This is a genomic window from Algoriphagus aestuariicola, assembly GCF_017254835.1.
Lineage (GTDB): Bacteria > Bacteroidota > Bacteroidia > Cytophagales > Cyclobacteriaceae > Algoriphagus > Algoriphagus aestuariicola.
The window spans coordinates 642,951-659,933 of sequence record NZ_JAFKCW010000002.1 but is presented as its reverse complement, the minus strand read 5'-3'; the positions used below and the strand labels follow the sequence as shown (position 1 = coordinate 659,933).

The 16,983-nt window shown below is 46.5% G+C and carries 17 protein-coding genes; 9 read left to right on the top strand and 8 right to left on the bottom strand.

The window, feature by feature from the left end:
* Positions 1-284 precede the first annotated feature (284 nt).
* Entirely contained in the window at positions 285-731 is a 447-nt protein-coding gene (tnpA, locus tag J0A67_RS10015) for an IS200/IS605 family transposase (RefSeq protein WP_206569172.1), read from the top strand.
* Positions 732-1,069: 338 nt separating this feature from the next.
* Positions 1,070-2,224: an alpha/beta hydrolase family protein gene (locus J0A67_RS10010; RefSeq protein ID WP_317195058.1), complete on the top strand. Its 1,155-nt coding sequence runs from the start codon at positions 1,070-1,072 to the stop codon at positions 2,222-2,224.
* An 82-nt stretch (positions 2,225-2,306) separates the two neighbouring features.
* On the opposite strand, the gene J0A67_RS10005 is transcribed toward J0A67_RS10010, so the two are convergent.
* The gene (locus tag J0A67_RS10005; RefSeq protein WP_241265131.1) at positions 2,307-6,146 is read right to left on the bottom strand and encodes a PVC-type heme-binding CxxCH protein; all 3,840 of its coding nucleotides are present in this window, start codon (positions 6,144-6,146) and stop codon (positions 2,307-2,309) included.
* 267 nt (positions 6,147-6,413) lie between these two features.
* On the opposite strand from J0A67_RS10005, the gene J0A67_RS10000 reads away from it, so the two are divergent.
* Together J0A67_RS10000 and J0A67_RS09995 are read left to right on the top strand one after the other, a co-directional pair.
* Positions 6,414-6,746, top strand: a complete 333-nt coding sequence (locus J0A67_RS10000; protein WP_206569170.1) for a hypothetical protein — start codon at positions 6,414-6,416, stop codon at positions 6,744-6,746.
* Positions 6,747-6,810: 64 nt separating this feature from the next.
* Positions 6,811-7,338: a hypothetical protein gene (locus J0A67_RS09995; protein ID WP_206569169.1), complete on the top strand. Its 528-nt coding sequence runs from the start codon at positions 6,811-6,813 to the stop codon at positions 7,336-7,338.
* A 117-nt stretch (positions 7,339-7,455) separates the two neighbouring features.
* On the opposite strand, the gene J0A67_RS09990 is transcribed toward J0A67_RS09995, so the two are convergent.
* On the bottom strand, positions 7,456-7,980 hold the full coding sequence (locus tag J0A67_RS09990) for a PRC-barrel domain-containing protein (RefSeq protein WP_206569168.1): 525 nt from the start codon (positions 7,978-7,980) through the stop codon (positions 7,456-7,458).
* A gap of 517 nt (positions 7,981-8,497) precedes the next feature.
* On the opposite strand from J0A67_RS09990, the gene J0A67_RS09985 reads away from it, so the two are divergent.
* From J0A67_RS09985 to J0A67_RS09965, 5 genes are all read left to right on the top strand, one after another.
* Positions 8,498-8,761 (top strand): TIGR03643 family protein, encoded by a 264-nt coding sequence (locus J0A67_RS09985; protein ID WP_206569167.1) that lies wholly within the window; start codon positions 8,498-8,500, stop codon positions 8,759-8,761.
* The gene (locus J0A67_RS09980; protein WP_206569166.1) at positions 8,761-9,873 is read left to right on the top strand and encodes an FAD-binding domain-containing protein; all 1,113 of its coding nucleotides are present in this window, start codon (positions 8,761-8,763) and stop codon (positions 9,871-9,873) included. The genes J0A67_RS09985 and J0A67_RS09980 overlap by 1 nt, the downstream gene beginning before the upstream one ends.
* A 266-nt stretch (positions 9,874-10,139) precedes the next feature.
* On the top strand, positions 10,140-10,286 hold the full coding sequence (locus J0A67_RS09975; RefSeq protein WP_206569165.1) for a DUF2256 domain-containing protein: 147 nt from the start codon (positions 10,140-10,142) through the stop codon (positions 10,284-10,286).
* On the top strand, positions 10,270-11,748 hold the full coding sequence (locus J0A67_RS09970; RefSeq protein WP_206569164.1) for a cryptochrome/photolyase family protein: 1,479 nt from the start codon (positions 10,270-10,272) through the stop codon (positions 11,746-11,748). The genes J0A67_RS09975 and J0A67_RS09970 overlap by 17 nt, the downstream gene beginning before the upstream one ends.
* A gap of 493 nt (positions 11,749-12,241) precedes the next feature.
* The gene (locus tag J0A67_RS09965; protein WP_206569163.1) at positions 12,242-12,898 is read left to right on the top strand and encodes a helix-turn-helix domain-containing protein; all 657 of its coding nucleotides are present in this window, start codon (positions 12,242-12,244) and stop codon (positions 12,896-12,898) included.
* Positions 12,899-13,022: 124 nt separating this feature from the next.
* On the opposite strand, the gene J0A67_RS09960 is transcribed toward J0A67_RS09965, so the two are convergent.
* From J0A67_RS09960 to J0A67_RS09935, 6 genes are all read right to left on the bottom strand, one after another.
* Positions 13,023-13,811, bottom strand: coding sequence for a hypothetical protein (locus J0A67_RS09960; RefSeq protein ID WP_206569162.1), 789 nt, complete (start codon positions 13,809-13,811; stop codon positions 13,023-13,025).
* Positions 13,812-14,037: 226 nt separating this feature from the next.
* On the bottom strand, positions 14,038-14,349 hold the full coding sequence (locus J0A67_RS09955) for a hypothetical protein (RefSeq protein ID WP_206569161.1): 312 nt from the start codon (positions 14,347-14,349) through the stop codon (positions 14,038-14,040).
* Positions 14,350-14,490: 141 nt separating this feature from the next.
* The gene (locus tag J0A67_RS09950; RefSeq protein WP_206569160.1) at positions 14,491-15,171 is read right to left on the bottom strand and encodes a hypothetical protein; all 681 of its coding nucleotides are present in this window, start codon (positions 15,169-15,171) and stop codon (positions 14,491-14,493) included.
* A gap of 39 nt (positions 15,172-15,210) precedes the next feature.
* A complete protein-coding gene (locus J0A67_RS09945) occupies positions 15,211-15,618 on the bottom strand; it encodes a hypothetical protein (RefSeq protein ID WP_206569159.1) in 408 nt (135 codons plus the stop codon).
* Positions 15,619-15,960: 342 nt separating this feature from the next.
* On the bottom strand, positions 15,961-16,245 hold the full coding sequence (locus J0A67_RS09940; RefSeq protein WP_206569158.1) for a TRL-like family protein: 285 nt from the start codon (positions 16,243-16,245) through the stop codon (positions 15,961-15,963).
* 231 nt (positions 16,246-16,476) lie between these two features.
* A complete protein-coding gene (locus tag J0A67_RS09935; RefSeq protein WP_206569157.1) occupies positions 16,477-16,896 on the bottom strand; it encodes a hypothetical protein in 420 nt (139 codons plus the stop codon).
* Between the last annotated feature and the right edge of the window lie 87 nt (positions 16,897-16,983).

The window sequence follows — 16,983 nt, the reverse complement described above, 5'->3', positions numbered from 1 at the left end:
GTCCAGAGTGCTGAAGGCACGATCTGTATTAATCTTCACAATTTGAACAGATCGCCCCTTCAGGGCTCAGGATTTGTAATCCTTTTCAAAACCCCAAATTTCATTTGGGGCTGATACAGGACGCACTTTCAGTGCTATTCAGCCGGACGTTTGTGGCAAAGTACCAACGGCGCGTCCTGTGACAGTCTAGCATGAAATGCTGGGTTTTTGTTTGAAATCGTTATTTTTAAGAGTGCCAACGGCGCAATTAGTACTCCTTTTTTCAACCCAAAATTTTTCAAATCATGCCACAGTCACTAGCAAGAATATACCTCCACATCATTTTTTCAACCAAAAACCGCAAGCCGTTGATTTCAGAGGAGATTCGATCAAATGCCCAATCCTATTTTGTGGAAGTGGGAGCAACTTTAGGAAGTTTTACCGAAGAGATCTATTTGATGCCAGACCATCTTCATTGGCTTTGCACCTTGCCTAGAACTAGCTCGATTGCGTATTTGGTTAAAAATGTGAAAATCCCTTGCTCAGCAAGGATCAAAGAAATGGGTGTTCGGGGCTTTTCTTGGCAAAAAGGATATGGCGCATTTTCAGTTAGCCCATCCAAAATGGAAACTGTAAGAAAATACATTCAAAATCAGCCCGAGCATCATAGAAAATTTGATTTCCAGACGGAGTACCGGAGGTTTTTAAACGAATACCAAATTGAATTTGACGAACAATATGTCTGGGATTAGCATGATCTGGGATACAGATCGCCCCTTCAGTGCTCAGGATTTGTAATCCGTTTCAAAACCCCAAATTGCATTTGGAGCTGATACAGGACGCACCTTCAGTGCTTTTCAGCCGGACGTTTGTGGCAAAGTACCAACGGCACGTCCCGTGACAGTCTAGCATGAAATGCTGGGCAGTGATAGGAATTGTTAGTAAGTTATATTCAAACGCTATTGTATAGTTTATGTCCACTGACCGAAGAGAATTTCTAAAAAAATCCGGCCTGGCGGGCCTCGGAGTAATGGGTGGAAATCTCCTGAATCTGCAAGCGAACCCTCAATCAATAAACCCCGCGCTACCTGTGAACAATCAACAAGAACTCAATCTGATCGGAGCCTATGGCCCTTGGGCCAAAAGCCTGAATCTTGAAAAGTTGCCTAGTTATTCCTTTCGAAACTCAGAAATTACCGATCCCGATTCTTGGAGAGATGCTACCAGGAAACTTGTTGCCGAGCGTATGGGAGCGGTGGATTTGGGCTCGATTCCAAAAGTGACAGTCCATCAAACGGGGACCTTTGAGGGGGTGGATTTTGAAGAGATTACCTATCAGTTGCCAAGTGGAAATCCCACCAAAGCGGTGATCTTGAAACCCGAAAATGTCCAGGGAAAACTTCCTGCAATTCTGGGTTTGCATTGCCATGGGGGAAATAAATTCCTGGGTTTGGAAAAAATCAGCCGAACCAAGGATGACATTCCACCCTACGTCCAAGCCCATCACAACACCTATTACGAAGGAAGAGCTTGGGCCAATGAGGCCGCCAAACAGGGCTATGTGGTGATGGTGCACGATGCCTTTGCCTTTGGCAGCAGGAGAGTGAAAATTGAGGATGTACCAACTTCCATACGAAAGGGGATTACAGATTTCAGCCTGGAAACAGAAGAACAGATTGATGTCTACAACGACTGGGCATCCAACCACGAGCATATCCTAGCCAAGTCCCTGTTCTCCGCGGGCACTAGCTGGCCGGCTGTTTTTTTAGCTGAGGATCAAATGGCCTTGAACATTTTGGCGGATAGAGAAGATGTTGACGCATCCCGTCTCGGATGCGCTGGACTTTCAGGTGGTGGGCTCAGGACGGTGATGCTGGGCGGACTCGATCCGAGGATAGCCTGTGCGGTGGCTGTTGGTTTCATGACCACCTGGGCCGATCTGCTTTTGTACAAATCTTACACCCATACCTGGATGAGCTATGTGCCTATTTTGCCTCAGGAACTGGATTTTCCCGAAATATTGGGTTTGAGAGCACCTTTGCCGACTTTGGTGCTGAATGACATCGAAGACCAGCTCTTTACCCTCTCGGAAATGGAGAAGGCAGACAAAATTCTCCAGGAAGTCTATGCCAAAGCCAATGCCTCGGATCGATACAAATGCACCTTTCATCCCGGGCCGCACAAGTTTGACCAAGCGATGCAGGTGGAGGCTTTTGGGTGGTTTGACAGGTGGTTGAAGGGGTGATTTAGTAAGCAGTCGGCAGTAGCCGGACTGCCGCCCATTGCCCACTGCCAACTGAATAACTGAACACTGCTCACTGAAATCTTCACTCCACCCGCTTATTCGTCTTCAGATATCCCATCAGATTCACAATTTCCTCTTGGCTCAGGTTTTCAAACAGGCCGGAAGGCATCATGGATACGTCAGTCACTTCACGGGACAGAATGCCGGATTTGTTGATCAGCACCTGATCCTGACCCACGATCCTCAGGGTGACTTGGCGTTCGTTTTCTGAGATGACATTTCCGGAGTAGGTTCGTCCGTCCCGGGTATTGATCACGACCATCTTGTAGTCGTCCTGGATTTCTGCTGTGGGTTCGAGTACGTTCATCAGGACGTACTCCGGATCGGTTCGGTTTGAACCGGTTAGGTCTGGGCCGATGATCCCCCCTTCGCCATACATTTTGTGGCAGCTGCCGCAGGTTTTGGTAAAGACCGCTTTTCCGGTTTTGAGATTGGCCGAGGCCAAGGACTCAGGCTTGAGCATCGCGCGGTACTTGTCGTAAGCTGCTTTGTCTTTGGGCACGGATTCGATCGGCCCCCAAACTTCAATAAATCCGCTTCCCACCACCCGCAGGAGTTGGCGGGCGACGCTTGCCGGAACTTCTGATTTGGCGATTTTCTTACTCTTGAGTTCATTAGTCAGCATATTTCCATATCTCGCCCGGGAGGAGAGGGTCTGCATTGCTTCGAGTTTTTCCTCTGGGGAAAATTTGGGATAGCTTTCCAGCAGCAACTTGCCAAGGGATTCGTTGTCAAATGCTGCTATGGACCGGATGGCATCTTTTCGCATGGCAGGCTCCTGAAGCAACGCAGGGATTTCGGCGGGCAATCCTTTTTGCTGCTGGGCGGTGAGGGTTTGGAGGGATTTTTTTCGCTGGTCTAGGGGTAGGCCTTTATTTTTGAGCGTTGCAAAAGCCCGTTGGGTCGCCTCCGTGTCTCCGAAAAGTCCGGAGATTTCCATTGCCAGGGTTTGACTCTTTCCACCGGATTTTTGGAGTTTTTCGGCTACCATTTTCCAATTGGAAGGAGTTTTCAGATCTGTTCGTCCTTCCATTCCGCTCAGCATTCCCGACATCAGTAATTCTGTATTTGGGCCTTCATTGCCGATCAAGGCAACAAGTTTTTCCAACTGATTTCCATCTACCGCCCGTCTGGCTATATTTTGGGTGACAAAGCTGAGCTTGCAAGTAGGGGCAAGTTCGAGAACTTGATCCGGGTTACCGGCAAACCAAGGTTCGATTCCGTACCAAAGCATCTTCGGCAGGTTGTGATCTTTTTCGTCTTCGGTATGCTGGATCAGACTGGATGCGATGGCCCATCGGTCTGCGGTTGGAATCCGCTGCAAGGCCGCAGCGAGATATAAGCGGACCACCGGGGAAGGGTCGGATTTTGCCAGGGATTTAAATTTAGCCAAAGCCTCAGGAGTGGGTTTCATGTCCTCGCAGAGGAGTTGGATCGCCCAAGCCCGGACGTAGGGATCCTTGTCGGAAAGTGAGGCGACCAGTTCTTTCTCTGTAAATCCTCCGATCTGATGGAGCGTCCACATGGCCCGAAGCCTCCAGTCCGGGTTTTTGTCTGAGGAGAAAATTGCCTTCAAAGAGGGATTGGTTTGAGTGGCAAGCGTCTTGTTTACAGCCCGCTTGTGCAGGATTCCACGGGCCCGGCGCGCATGCCAATCGGAGGGATTGGTCTGCAGTGCGACAAGTTGCGCATCGGTCATTTTATTCAGGTCCGAGTATCTGCCGGGAAAGTTTTGGGCGAGTGATTTTTCAGGCATGATCCGAAAGATCCTTCCTGTTTCCTCATTCAGAACCTCCTTGCCGCAGATGTCCGCATCGTGCCAATCAAGAGCGTAGAGCCCTCCATCAGGACCGATTTCCATACTGAAACCCACCCATTGGGCATTGTTGGCCATCATAAATTCGTCTCCATGTTTGCCTTCAAAGCCCGAACCTTTGGGGATCAAAATATCAGAAAGAACTCCGTGTTCGTGGATATTGGCCATGAAGATGCGGCCTTTTTCCTCCTCAGGAAAAGCGTCAGACTGGTAGACCCTAGCTCCGCCGTGGGCCGATCGGTGGCTGTGGTTGGCGATGGTTTTGATGTCTTCGTAGACATAGGGGTTGAAGTGCTGCCCGCCCTGGCGATGGTAGATTCCTCCCGGGATCACATGCCACAGGTGCGGAATCACGCAGGCACTCATGAACAGCTGACCTTTGGCATCGTAGTCAATTCCCCAAGGATTGCTAAAGCCGTGAGCCACCACTTCAAACCTGTCCTTGACCGGATGGTAGCGCCAAACTCCTCCGTTAATATCCACCCCTTCTTTTTCCAGCAGATCCTCGGGAAAAGGATCCTTGTGATAGTATAGCTTGCTGGCTTCTTCACCCTTGGGTTTACGGATCTTCGATGGGGTGGCAAAACCCTGCAAACCATAGAGCCATCCGTCCGGGCCCCAATGGAGACTGTTCAGAGTTTCGTGTCGATCCCGGATTCCCCAACCGGTAAGGAGAATTTGGATGTCGTCCGAATCGGCCCTGTCGTCTCCGTCTTTGTCAGGGACGAAGATCAGGTTGGGTGGCGCGCCGATGAAAACTCCATCAAAGCCTACCGCGAGGGCAGCAGGAAAGGCCAACCCTTCCATGAAGACGGATTGTTTGTCCGCGGCTCCGTCTCCGTCGGTATCTTCCAAGATCAGGATTCGGCTGTCTCCAGAATTGGAAAATCCGTCGCCCCTGGACTCATAATCCTTGTTTTCGGCAATCCAAAGCCTTCCCCGGTCATCCCAGCAAAAAGCCATGGGTTGGGTCATCATGGGTTCGGAAGCCCAGACATTCACTTGGTAGCCGGGTTTGATGGTCATCGCATCAACGGCTTCCTGAGCAGTTAAGAATTTGGCGTTTCGGCCCTCTTCCTGAGCCAGTCCCCAGAGTTCGGTGGTATTGTACATTCCCTCCCGACCTGAAAATTTCCCCCAGGATTCGGTGATTTTGAGGTCGTTTGCTTCTCCGGTATAGACCAGCAAGCGGAGTTTGATCGTCTCGGTTTTCCCTTTTTCGATTACCCAGTCTCCATCCCTCGTAAATGCCGGACCCAAGCCCAATTGCCCATCCACGCGCCATTTGTTGGGATAGCCCCGGTTTTCGGGATGATCGAAGATTGCCACATTCGCTCGGTCGGTTCTGCCTTCAACCGTCATTCCGACATTGATCCACATGGCAGGTTGGCCTTCGGCCTGTTCGTTCTTCTGCCGGGCCGCGTTGACGATTTCCCCGTCAATTCCCTCTTTCCAGGGCATTCGGAGGAACAGGCTGCCATAGTCGTATTGCCCGATGGTTACCTCGGTTTTTGCCTCGCCTTTCCACTCCAGGTCCAGTGCATATTCTCCGTTCACCTCACTCAATGTCCAGTTTTGGGTCTCTTCCAAAACCGGATTTCCCAAGGAATCCAACAGCTGATAGATGGTCTGCCACTTCACCTGCTCTCCGGTTTCTTCGACAATGTTGAGGGCAACTTTTTTCCAATAGTCTCCTTCTGGATGGTGAAAGTAATCCCGACCATTGACTCTCGTCAGGCCCCAATATAGGCCGGTCTGATGCTTATGGTGGCCGGGGCTGTATTCGGTCAGTATCCCTTTTCTGTCAGGAGCGAGGATGGGGTGAAGGTAGGGGCGGAAGTCTTCCTTGGCGCTCTGCACGAGGAAAGGTTCGGTTTCTCCTTGCCGTATCACCGAGATGGTGCTTTCCGAGTTGTTTTGAACGAGTGTCAGGATCGTAGTCTGTGGAAGAGAGGTTTCGTCCTTCGATGACCTGGATTTGCACGCGAGGAAAACCAGAAGGATACATAGCCAAATTTGGCTGGAGGTTCTAAAAATCTGCATCATGTTGGGTTATTTGGGTGGGAGACCGTTTTGCAACGATTCTTTCCCATAATATAATAAAAGTGGTTTGGTAACCCGCAGTATACGAGGTAGGAATGAGTGGGAGCGGCTTTAGTAGACTATACTGCACCCCAAAGGTGGGTTTTCCCGGAGGATCTAAAGCTGCCGATCTGGGTAGTCAATCGGCCCTTGATGATTTTTAACAATTTTTTGCCACAAGGAGATTTGGATCGATTTTATTTTTTGTAATATTCCTTTGATTTTGAGCATATGAACAAGCGGATTCCCACCGGTATTCTACTGACCACTTGGATGGTTAGCTTGTTTTGTCTCCTGTTGCTCCCACGGACAGTTGAAGGAGCGACGATCTCCGATGGAAGATCGCATCTCCAGATTTCCAAAGTCTTCGTTTCCGACTTGGGAAACCTTCCGGAAAGCCCTTCACTGGAATTTGACCTTAAATATTTTGCCACTCCAGCCTTAACGTCGAGTCCATTCCTGTTTTGGAAGTCGTCGGTGGCAGGAGCCTGCGAAAGCAGGTATAGTACAGCTCCACTTTTCGACGTGAAGCAAACCTTCCGTCACTTCTTCTTCACGTGGTAGTTTGGGCGCACCCGGGACCAATTCCCGCTTCGTTCAAAAATTTTCACCACTAAAATCCTTTACCATGGAAATGAATTTCCCCGGAGGCCTTTGGCTTCCCTTAGTTGCTATGTTCGTAGTAAGCCTACCGTTTTTATTTCATCTTATCAATTCCCGTCGACAGGAAAAAAGTGGGCTGGAGTCCTTTCAGGAGTTTGCATCAACCCGAAAACTAGTCTTGGACAAAGTTCAGCGCTGGAGAAACCACTATATGCTTGGATTGGACCTCAAGCAAAACATATTGGTTTATTGCCGCTTTGGATACTATCCTGCCCAGATGACAATCCCGCTCGACGAGGTAGACCATACTTCGCTTGATGCACACTACGAAGAGGTGCCTGTTGGCAAGACCAAATTGAAAAAGCTGGATTACCTCGATATTTTGCTGCACTTCAAAGATCGAAGCAAGCCCGCAAAGAGCATCACCATCTTTGACCAAAGGCAGATCAGGACGATGACGGATGAGCATTTTATTGCGGAAAACTGGGTCTTGACACTGAATAGGCACCTGAAATCTTCCGAAGACAATTCTGGTCTCAGGCTTGCGATGTAGGATCTGATTCGTTTTTTGGTTGATATTGGCTTTGACTAAGTCCAATACCAAATTCTGATTGTAAAAAAAAAGGCCAATCCATCATGGATTGGCCCCCTTACAATAACTTGCCAGCACTTAGAGCAAAGGATCTCCTCCTCTGCGGTAGTCTGACTGTCTTTCGCCTCGATGATCTTTTTCCAGGAATCCATCTCCGTAAGAGCGGTCACGGATACGGTCTGTCTCTAGATCAAAGCGATCCTCGTCATTGTAATACCTTCTGTTTGCATGGTCATATCGTCCGAAAAGACTTCGAGGCTCTTCGCTATAATACGTTCGCATGGTATGGATAAACTCCGCCTGCGGTCCTGAAGGCCAATTGTCGCTGTCGAAGCCTGGCGCATTTTCAAGTGTTTCCTTCGTCTCCTTGACAATAACCACATCGTCTTGGGCGGTTTCAAAATTGAAAGACTCGAAGGGCAAAGCCAGAAGCTTTGAACCAAGGTTCAGAAAGCCTTCGTCCACTTTCAACACAACATAGTCCACCTGTCCTGTGACGGTGTTGATCATAAATTCCTTGATGGAGCCGACGGATTCGTCTCTTGCGGTTTTCACTTTGCTGGACATGGCCGTCGAGCAACTGATTTGATGTGAATTAATCATGGTAGTAGTTGGTTAAGTGAGTAAATTATTTGAATCATCTTTTACCAGTACCATGCCAAGGGCCAAATCACCGATAGGAGGGAGTTAGGATAGTTTTGAAATCCTCCCATTGTGTCAAGCTTCCACTATCCGTGGAAATGCATTCCGATAGCGGTCTTGTTGCCGTATTTAAACTGTTGACAATTTGGTCGTTTGGATGATCCGTTTCCCATGATAGACTATAGAACTTGCGGTGTTGATTCTTTTCGGTGAAGGGATATCGAATTTGCACGATAACAATCGAAACGGTTTCCTCAGTTTAATGGAGTCCTTCAAGGGCTTTCCTTCCCAAGGGGCTGAACGCCCCAACTTTATTTATAGCCGGTCTTAAGTTTAAAGGGTTTGGGCTGGAGTTTTGTTGACCGCGGAAAATCACAGTGGAGCGATTGGGAGCTAAACATTTTTTGGCAATTCGACTTTTTCTAAATGGACAACAATTTCCCCGCTTTGGTTTTTTCAAATGGGCACAGCAGAATTCATGACCGCAGTAGAATTGGATAGGATAATCGAAATGGCCTGGGAGGATCATACGCCGTTCGAAGCCATTAAATCCCAGTTTGGGATTTCTGAGGCCCAGGTGATCAGGTTGATGCGCAATGAGCTGAGGGAAAGTTCCTTCAAAATGTGGAGAAAGAGGGTGAATTCGGGAGTCAGCCAAAAGCACTCAAAGAAACGGGGCTTTGCAATTTCCCGCTTCAAAAGTCCTAGGCAAAAAAACATCTCCCAAAACAAAATATCCTGATGCACACCTTCCCAACGGATATCATTTCGATCGAGGAAAGGGTTCGGAATATCCAGCCTGCTGAATATGCCTCAACCAGAAATTTCAGAAATGGAATGGTCACCCGCTTGAGTCCCTACATCTCCCGTGGTCTGATTTCGACGCGACGTGTTTTGGAACACATTCTTTCTTTACAGTTGCCTTTTCACAAAATCGAAAAATTGGTTCAGGAATTGGCTTGGAGGGACTATTGGCAGCAAATCTGGATTTCAAAAAAGGGGGAAATTTTTCAGGACTTAAGGCAGCCTCAAGCTCCGGTATCAAATTTTGGAATACCCAAGGCGATCCTCGCCGCGCATACGGGAATTGCCGCGGTGGACGAGGCCATTCTTGAGTTGTATGAGACGGGATACATGCACAACCACATGCGGATGTATGTGGCTTCTATCTGCTGCAATATTGCCAATTCCCATTGGCGCGAGCCCGCCCGATGGATGTATAGCCATTTGTTGGATGGAGATCTTGGAAGCAACCATCTGAGCTGGCAATGGGTGGCTGGTACCAATTCCCACAAGAAATACTACGCCAACCAGCGCAATATCAACTACTACTTTCAAAATGATCAGGAGCATACTTTTTTGGATGCAGAGTACGAGCAGTTGGAGCATTTAGAGACTCCAAGCATCCTCAAGGAGAACATTCCACTCCGGGTCGATCTGACATTACCAAAAACTGAAGCTCCCCGGTTGGCAAATTCGAAAACCACGCTTGTTTACAATTACTACAATTTGGATCCCTATTGGCATCCAGGCGAGGACGTGCAGCGCGTATTCCTTTTGGAACCGTCATTTTTCGAAAAGTACCCGGTACAACAAAGATGCCTAGACTTTGCGGTGGCTTTAAGTCAAAATATCCAAGGAATCCAGCTCTTTGTGGGAGAGTTTTCGGATTTGATGGCCCAAATGGATCCCCAATTCCTGGTGTTTAAGGAGCATCCAACCAATTCCCACTACCGGGGCAGGGAAGAGGCGAGAGAATGGATGAGTGCTGTCCAGGGATATTATCCTTCTTTTTTTGCTTTTTGGAAAAAGTGCGAAAAGGACATTGTCAAAGCCTATGAACTTGCCATTTGACATTTCACCAAGCGACCTGAAACATGCGATTGCAAAAAGAAGAACTTGAAATTGGACCGGAAATACCGCTTGAATTTGATCAACTCTTTATTTGGGATAAAGCTAGTCAACTTTATTGCGACCAAACCCTTAGCTCAACAAGAGAACGTCGCGACCTTTTCCACTGTGGGCAATCTGGGTTCATTCCCGCCCAGCTGGGATTTGTCATGAGGCCACAGACCGAAACTCCCCTGGACACCTCTGGGCCATTCACAATCTGATCAGGAATGAAGAAAATCGAACTTCCCCAAAAAACCTGTCCAGTTTGCAACAGGACGTTTTCCTGGAGAAAAAAATGGGAAAAAAACTGGGATGGGGTGAAATATTGCAGCGAACGGTGTAAAAGAAACAAGCCACATGACAAAAGCCGTTAATCTTATTTTTCCCCATCAGCTTTTCTCAGTAAGCCCCCTGCTGGATAACGGGCATGAAATTTACCTGGTGGAAGAGCATTTGTTTTTTAGGCAATACCGCTTTCACAAACAAAAACTGGCCTTTCACAGAGCGTCGATGAAAGCCTATCAAGGGTTTTTGGAGGAAAAGGGGAGAACGGTCCGATACATAGAAAGCATGTCCGGGCTTTCCGATATCCGGAAATTCAGACAGGTAATTGATCAGGAAGGGATTACCGAGATCCATTGCGTAGACCCGGTCGATGATTGGTTGGAAAAAAGGCTCAGGGAAATGGCGGTTTCCCTTGAATTGAAATTCTATGACAGTCCCGCCTTCCTAAATAGCCGAGCTGAGCTTTCCGATTTTTTCAAGCCGGACAGAAAGTCTTTTTTTCAGACCACATTCTATAAGCAGGAGCGAATAAAAAGGAAGATTTTGTTGACTCGGCAAGGGGAGCCGGAAGGTGGGAACTGGACATTTGATTCTGAGAACAGGAAGAAATATCCTAAGGGGAAAACTCCTCCTTCTATCCGGTTTCCCGATTCTACACCCTATTGGGAGGAAGCGCTGGCCTATACAAAAAAACATTTTGGGGTCAATCCAGGTGAACTGACCAAAGGGCCCATCTATCCCATCGACCAGCTTCAAGCCAAGGCTTGGTTGGATCAGTTTTTTGAGCACAGGTTTCATCAGTTTGGTGACTATGAGGATGCCATAGTCAAAAACGCGTCTTTTTTACACCACAGCTTGCTTTCACCTTTACTCAACGTTGGCTTACTGGTCCCCGAATACGTTTTGAAAGAGTGTCTGGATTTTGCCAGAAGAGAGAAGGTTCCGATCAATTCCACGGAAGGCTTTGTTCGCCAAATCACCGGTTGGCGGGAGTTTATCCGGGGAGTTTACGTGTATAGGGGGAGCTATTCCCGCACCAAGAATTTTTGGGGTTTCAAAAGAAGGATTCCAGCCTGTTTTTATGACGGTACCACCGGCATACCACCGGTGGACCAGACGATCAAAAAGGTATTGAATACAGGGTATTGCCACCATATCGAAAGGCTGATGATACTTGGGAATTTCATGCTGCTATGCGAGTTTGATCCAGATGAGGTGTACCGCTGGTTTATGGAACTGTTTATTGATGCCTACGACTGGGTGATGGTGCCCAACGTGTATGGGATGAGCCAGTTTGCCGATGGGGGATTGTTTGCCACCAAACCCTATATCGGGGGATCCAATTACCTCAGGAAAATGAGCGACTACCCAAAAGGTGAATGGGAAGATGTTTGGGATGGTCTCTTCTGGAGATTTGTGGACAAACATTCCGATTTTTTCAAATCAAACCCCAGGCTCTCCATGATGCACCACACATGGAATCGAATGGAAAAGGGGAAGAAGCACGCTCACCTCAGCAATGCAAATAAGTTTCTCGAAAAGTGTATTTAAAGGAGGGATAGATTGCCTTTGGTGGTTGCCTCTTATCCAAGTCTGTGATATAGAACAACTGGTTCAATTTTTATGAATCATGGACAAAACCGCATTTACTTTTTTCAATGGCTGTTATCCGAATTTGCCTGTAACAGGTTTGTTACAAATTCACTAAACCACTCAATTCTGGAAGCCCAGGGGTTTGGGAAGCCCAGAATGAAATTCTTTTCGAGGATAATTATCGTCGTATGCATCATCCGGTTTTCGATGATGCCCCAAGCATTGCAGCTCCGCCTCAGCGATGATGTACTGTCCTAAAAAGAGGGGTATGATTAGAATTGAACAACGTCCCTCGGGCAGCAAGAATTGAGTTGGCTGTTTCATTATCAATGGTGAGTTCAAAAACGCTTATACCAGAAAGCCAAACATTCATCCACCAGAATACCACCTTTGTGATTGTATTTTTTGGACAAGACTCGTGGATTCTTTTTTCGATAAAAAAAGAAAAAGCATGGAAGTGTCCAATGAGAGAAATAGCCGAGTTCTCAGCGAGAAGATCGGCAAATTTGAAGAGCTAGATCGATGGCTGCCGGGTGTCAAAGTCATCCAGCGTATCGAACCGGCGGAAAATCTCTATCTCTGCCAAAGAGGAAGAGATCGATACGGTCTCAGTCAGTCTTTTTTCAAGCATTTGCCTATGGTGGAATTCCGTAGGCAGATCTTCGATGCTCAAGATCCCCACACTTGTCTTATTGGGACTTACAGCAGCCATGAGTTGTACATAAGATACAGCTCCGCCGACTCTCCGGGGGAGGCTGAGTTGATATCGGTTGAAATAGTGAAAGAAACAGAGGCAGGCCTAGGCCCTCTTCGAGTGATCCAGATATTTCCTTCCAGCCTGATGGGGTGGGTGCCGGCCAAGACAGCCAGGATAGTCAGCGAGATGGCCTTCTCTAAGATCCACAGGAGGAAGTTTCAGCAGCTGACCCGAAGAGGCAGGGAAGTACTTGCTTTTATGGTAAAGGGAATGAGTGCCGAAGAAATCGCCGATCGGCTGTTTATAGGTGTTAATACGGTCAATACCCACAAACGTCGGGTTCGGGAGGTTTTGGAAATCAAGAGCAACTACGAACTCTTGCAGTATGGATTGGCTTTTGATTTGATGTGATCTGGCACCTGGTGGCTCATTCAGTTTGCATCTGTCAATTTTATCGTCGAACTGAAATAGTCAAACTTGACAACAATTCTAACATACTAATGAAGAGTGAGTATACTCATCTGATAGATTTCGACTACTCCACCAAAATAATACTAAAAGAGTTTGTATAGTTTAGTGCAAGGCATGTACCATCTACAATCACCGAGGATCCTTTTCTTGTTAATACATTGGCGTCGGAATTTGTATATCTTTTTACATAAAATTTGCTTTGATCACCACTTACAAATTCAACCGAAATGGCATAGTTTTCCAAGTATTCATAGTCAAATTCCTTAGAGTTGTTTTTGGAGAGTTCCACAAATGATAGTTTCCATTTTACCGGTCGGTCTTTAATGAAATTTTCAAACCAGCGATCACCGGCAACTTTTGTAGCCGTATCAAAAAACAATGCGTTCACATTTAGATCTGTATAAAACCTACTTTGTGCTTTTCTTATTATAGCAGGATCTTGGAGGTTTTTCCTCAACTCCTCTGTAAATTGAGCCACTATCGCGCGCTCTCTTTTTTCTACCATGTAATCCATCCATCCTCCGTCTGCACTTGTGGTTTGAACATTGCTTGCATACACATCCAAAACGTTGTCGGAATCTATAGTGATCAGAAATTTGAACCTAAACTCTCCAAGAACCTTTCTGTAATTGTAGTTCATCGAAGTGATTTCCTTTTTGCCCCAATCCAATCCTGAAATAGATACACCGTAGTTGTCTTCCAGAATCATTAGCGCAACTGGAAATGCTTCTTCCACATTAGCCAGGGGTATTGGCTGATATTGCAATTCATCTTTTTTCTTCTGGGAAAATCCGTCCAAACAGTATGATAGCGAGATTACTATGACTAATGGTATTTTGAGTATAAATCTCATACTTAATTCAAATTGATTGTTTTATATGCTAGTTTAAATTGCTGATTACTTCAATTTACTTCGTTGTTGTAGAACCGAAATCACCAGATTGATCTTATGTAGAATTCCCGCTTCTTTAGTATTTAATTGCTGCGATTGGAATTTTTTGAAGCGTTTTTGCATGTTGGTAATTTTGGAACACATGGGGCTTACTACTTTCCACGAAGTAATCTATTTGTGATATAGACTAGTCGTTCCAATCATGCCAGTAATCGCAGTTGAAACTCTCCCAAGGGGAGGCAGTTGCTATGATCTCTAATTCGTCCGCGCAGCCTTTAGAGTTCGCCAAAAGCTTGGTAGCAGCCGCTTGGAGTCTGAAACAATCTTGCTTACTGGAAAGCACATCGAATGACTTGACCATAACTTCAAAATCTTTGAATTCCTTTCTCTCCTGGCATTGATCTCCGCCGGAAAGGGAGTCGCATCCGCTGGACAGAAGCATCACGACACCTATCAATACTAGGCTGGATAAATGAGGTGTGGTTTTTATTGTCGGCATATCCATTAGTTTACATTGATTTTGTTTTAAATACTTTGGTTGGCGAGAAGTGATGGGAGGAAACGTTCAGTGTCAGTTCAGAATACACCATTTACCGTAGTGCCGTTTCGGAGCTTTTTCTGGTTTCTGTTTTTGAGACTGCTATCGCCCGATAGCGGACTTACGCGAACTTTCCAATCCGGGAGCCAACCTGCCAGATGGAATAGAAAGAGTGGTTTTCTCGGCGATGTTGTCCAATTCTTTAAATACCCTCCCTGTATTGTTAGCTATATATTGACTGTCTCCTTTGTTGTCCAGCATGAAAAGCGCCCATTGAAAGTCTCTTATCCCCTCAGAAGTCATCTTTCCCGATATAACCATCACTAATTGTGCAGTGGCCGATCCGGTGCCGTGCGTTCCTTCGACCTTTAGTATGGCAGAAAACGAATCTTGGCTTCCAGCGATCAAAGCTCCTATACCCGTTCCTGATTCAATGGTTTGAGCATAGGAGAAGGTGACGGATAGGTCTTTGTTGTTCTGATTTTCAAATTTCATGACCGCATCTAAGAATCTTTTTCCCGGGACGTCACCTGCAACACTTGACGACATCAATACAGCCTCTGCCAAGTAATTTCCTTCGATGTTTGGAGGTGTGTTTCCTGTGTTGATTTCCAATCCTAGGTCTGTCATGATTTCAGTAAGCTCAGGAGTTAGAAACTCCTCTATTTCTTCCTGACTGCCTGTAAATTGATTTGGTTCCTCATCTTTTTGGCAGCTGCTGAAGAGGATTCCGAAAACTAGGGCGAGAATCGGATATGCTGCTGAAATTGGTTGACTTTTCATATCTTGTTTTGTTTATAAAGCTGGATCGTGGGATCGCCCTTACATTAGGATAAAAAGATTGTTGTTTATGGCGCTTATTGCCTTTTTGCTTTTTGGGGTGGGCAGGAAGGAGTTGGATAAGGTTTCATTATAAATGGTATAATCCCATGTTCCTTGTCCAAAGAGATGCCGCATGTCATTTAGACTGACTTTTGTCGTATACCTCGACACATACCCCCTTTTGCTCTTTTCATTGAATAACAGTTCAATTCTTTTGGTTGCGAAGGCGACCGAACTGCTGGAAATCACCAGACTGTCGATTTTTTTGTGAAGATCATCTCCTTCAATACTAAAATTCACCGTGACGGAATCAGTGGCTTCATTTTGGTGTCGGAAGGTGAAATCTGCCATCAGGTACTCCTCCTTCTCGATGTTTTTCAACAGAATGGGCTTTATGAAATACTGCATGCCATTTTCGCCAGCATAGAAAGACTCAAAATAGTTTTTACCTGAGTTCGTACTTGATTGCCTAGTCGGAACACAGCCTCCAAAAAAAAATGAAATCAAGAATAGGAGGCTCAGCTTCCGAATTGATATTGTTTTTGAAAATGGTTGAGACTTCATCTTATTGTTTGCTGAGATTCGTGAGATTCCATTGAATAGTCCCCCGTTGGTTGAAGTTCAATGGCTTTGGGTTTCGCTTTGCCCATAGTCTGGATTGGCGCGTTTTTCCTAGGCGTGTTTCTACCTAGGGGCCAACTAGTCGGGATTAGCTAATGCCAAGGTTCAAACCCTTGGCATTAGTGAAGCTTAGTCACCAGTGACAATAGCCTCATAGGTGACAATCAAGCCTAGGATACTTGTGTGCTTGATATCTACGGTTGAAATTTTGGTTATCCCTCCATTTTTTGCAGCCGTCCTGATGCTGGCGTCCCCGTCAAAGAAAATGATCCCCAAAAAGCCGGTGGCCTTTGCAGTTCCAACCTTGGGGCCTAATGGATTGCTTGTCGCATTGATTGGTGTGGTCAAAGCGCAGCCGGACATCATTGCAACTACTGCAAGCGATGCGAAAACAGTGTTGAGTTTTCTGTTCATATTGTTTTGGTTTGATTGTCCTACTCGTAAGGCTTTTCGGACACGCCCCGTTTTTGGTGGTTTCTGGACTCCACTGATTGATGTTGAAATGGATTGGACTTTTCTAGCAAACCCACATCTAAGCTTGGGCCTGCTAAGTCCAATGGCAATTGCCCCAGGGGGTTATGAGCAGGATTACTTGCTAGAGGTCTAAAAAATCTCCCCACACTTGTTGCAATGCCACTTTTTGGACTAGGCTTGCATCAAAACAGGATATTCGTTTTTGTTGTAGCTAAATCCCTTGTAGCCAAAGTAGACTGCTCCCCCGATTAAGCCTAAAATTGCCAGAGAGGCAATCCCTGCCATATCCATTTGAGCCAAGCCGTCAAATAAGAGAATTGCAGCGAGTGCAAATACAACCATAAGTGTAGGAGCTTTGAAGTTGTACTTATCCGGTGGAGCACATCGCTTGGCTAGGTCCGAGGATGTGGTGGTATTGACAGTTGATCTGGAGGTTCCGACACCGCCAAATCCACCAATACCTCCCGATCCGAAGCCTATCCCGCCTCCCGAGTGCGAAGAGTGGATGTTACCGATAGTTTTTGAGGTGCCGTTTTGATAAATGACACTGAGTTTTTGTACGTTGTCCGATTCGCAGGTTCCGCATTTCATGCCGTTGATGGTCTATGGTTTTGACAAAGTTCTGAGTAGAAATGGAGTCTGAAATCCAATTCTCTATACACCAAAACTATTCCGTGG

Bases quoted from the DNA above. Each gene is read 5' to 3' on its own strand.
- tnpA (WP_206569172.1), top strand. From the start codon at position 285: ATGCCACAGTCACTAGCAAGAATATACCTCCACATCATTTTTTCAACC.
- J0A67_RS10005 (WP_241265131.1), bottom strand. From the start codon at position 6,146: ATGATGCAGATTTTTAGAACCTCCAGCCAAATTTGGCTATGTATCCTT.
- J0A67_RS10000 (WP_206569170.1), top strand. From the start codon at position 6,414: ATGAACAAGCGGATTCCCACCGGTATTCTACTGACCACTTGGATGGTT.
- J0A67_RS09995 (WP_206569169.1), top strand. From the start codon at position 6,811: ATGGAAATGAATTTCCCCGGAGGCCTTTGGCTTCCCTTAGTTGCTATG.
- J0A67_RS09990 (WP_206569168.1), bottom strand. From the start codon at position 7,980: ATGATTAATTCACATCAAATCAGTTGCTCGACGGCCATGTCCAGCAAA.
- J0A67_RS09985 (WP_206569167.1), top strand. From the start codon at position 8,498: ATGACCGCAGTAGAATTGGATAGGATAATCGAAATGGCCTGGGAGGAT.
- J0A67_RS09980 (WP_206569166.1), top strand. From the start codon at position 8,761: ATGCACACCTTCCCAACGGATATCATTTCGATCGAGGAAAGGGTTCGG.
- J0A67_RS09975 (WP_206569165.1), top strand. From the start codon at position 10,140: ATGAAGAAAATCGAACTTCCCCAAAAAACCTGTCCAGTTTGCAACAGG.
- J0A67_RS09970 (WP_206569164.1), top strand. From the start codon at position 10,270: ATGACAAAAGCCGTTAATCTTATTTTTCCCCATCAGCTTTTCTCAGTA.
- J0A67_RS09965 (WP_206569163.1), top strand. From the start codon at position 12,242: ATGGAAGTGTCCAATGAGAGAAATAGCCGAGTTCTCAGCGAGAAGATC.
- J0A67_RS09960 (WP_206569162.1), bottom strand. From the start codon at position 13,811: ATGAGATTTATACTCAAAATACCATTAGTCATAGTAATCTCGCTATCA.
- J0A67_RS09955 (WP_206569161.1), bottom strand. From the start codon at position 14,349: ATGCCGACAATAAAAACCACACCTCATTTATCCAGCCTAGTATTGATA.
- J0A67_RS09950 (WP_206569160.1), bottom strand. From the start codon at position 15,171: ATGAAAAGTCAACCAATTTCAGCAGCATATCCGATTCTCGCCCTAGTT.
- J0A67_RS09945 (WP_206569159.1), bottom strand. From the start codon at position 15,618: ATGCAGTATTTCATAAAGCCCATTCTGTTGAAAAACATCGAGAAGGAG.
- J0A67_RS09940 (WP_206569158.1), bottom strand. From the start codon at position 16,245: ATGAACAGAAAACTCAACACTGTTTTCGCATCGCTTGCAGTAGTTGCA.
- J0A67_RS09935 (WP_206569157.1), bottom strand. From the start codon at position 16,896: ATGAAATGCGGAACCTGCGAATCGGACAACGTACAAAAACTCAGTGTC.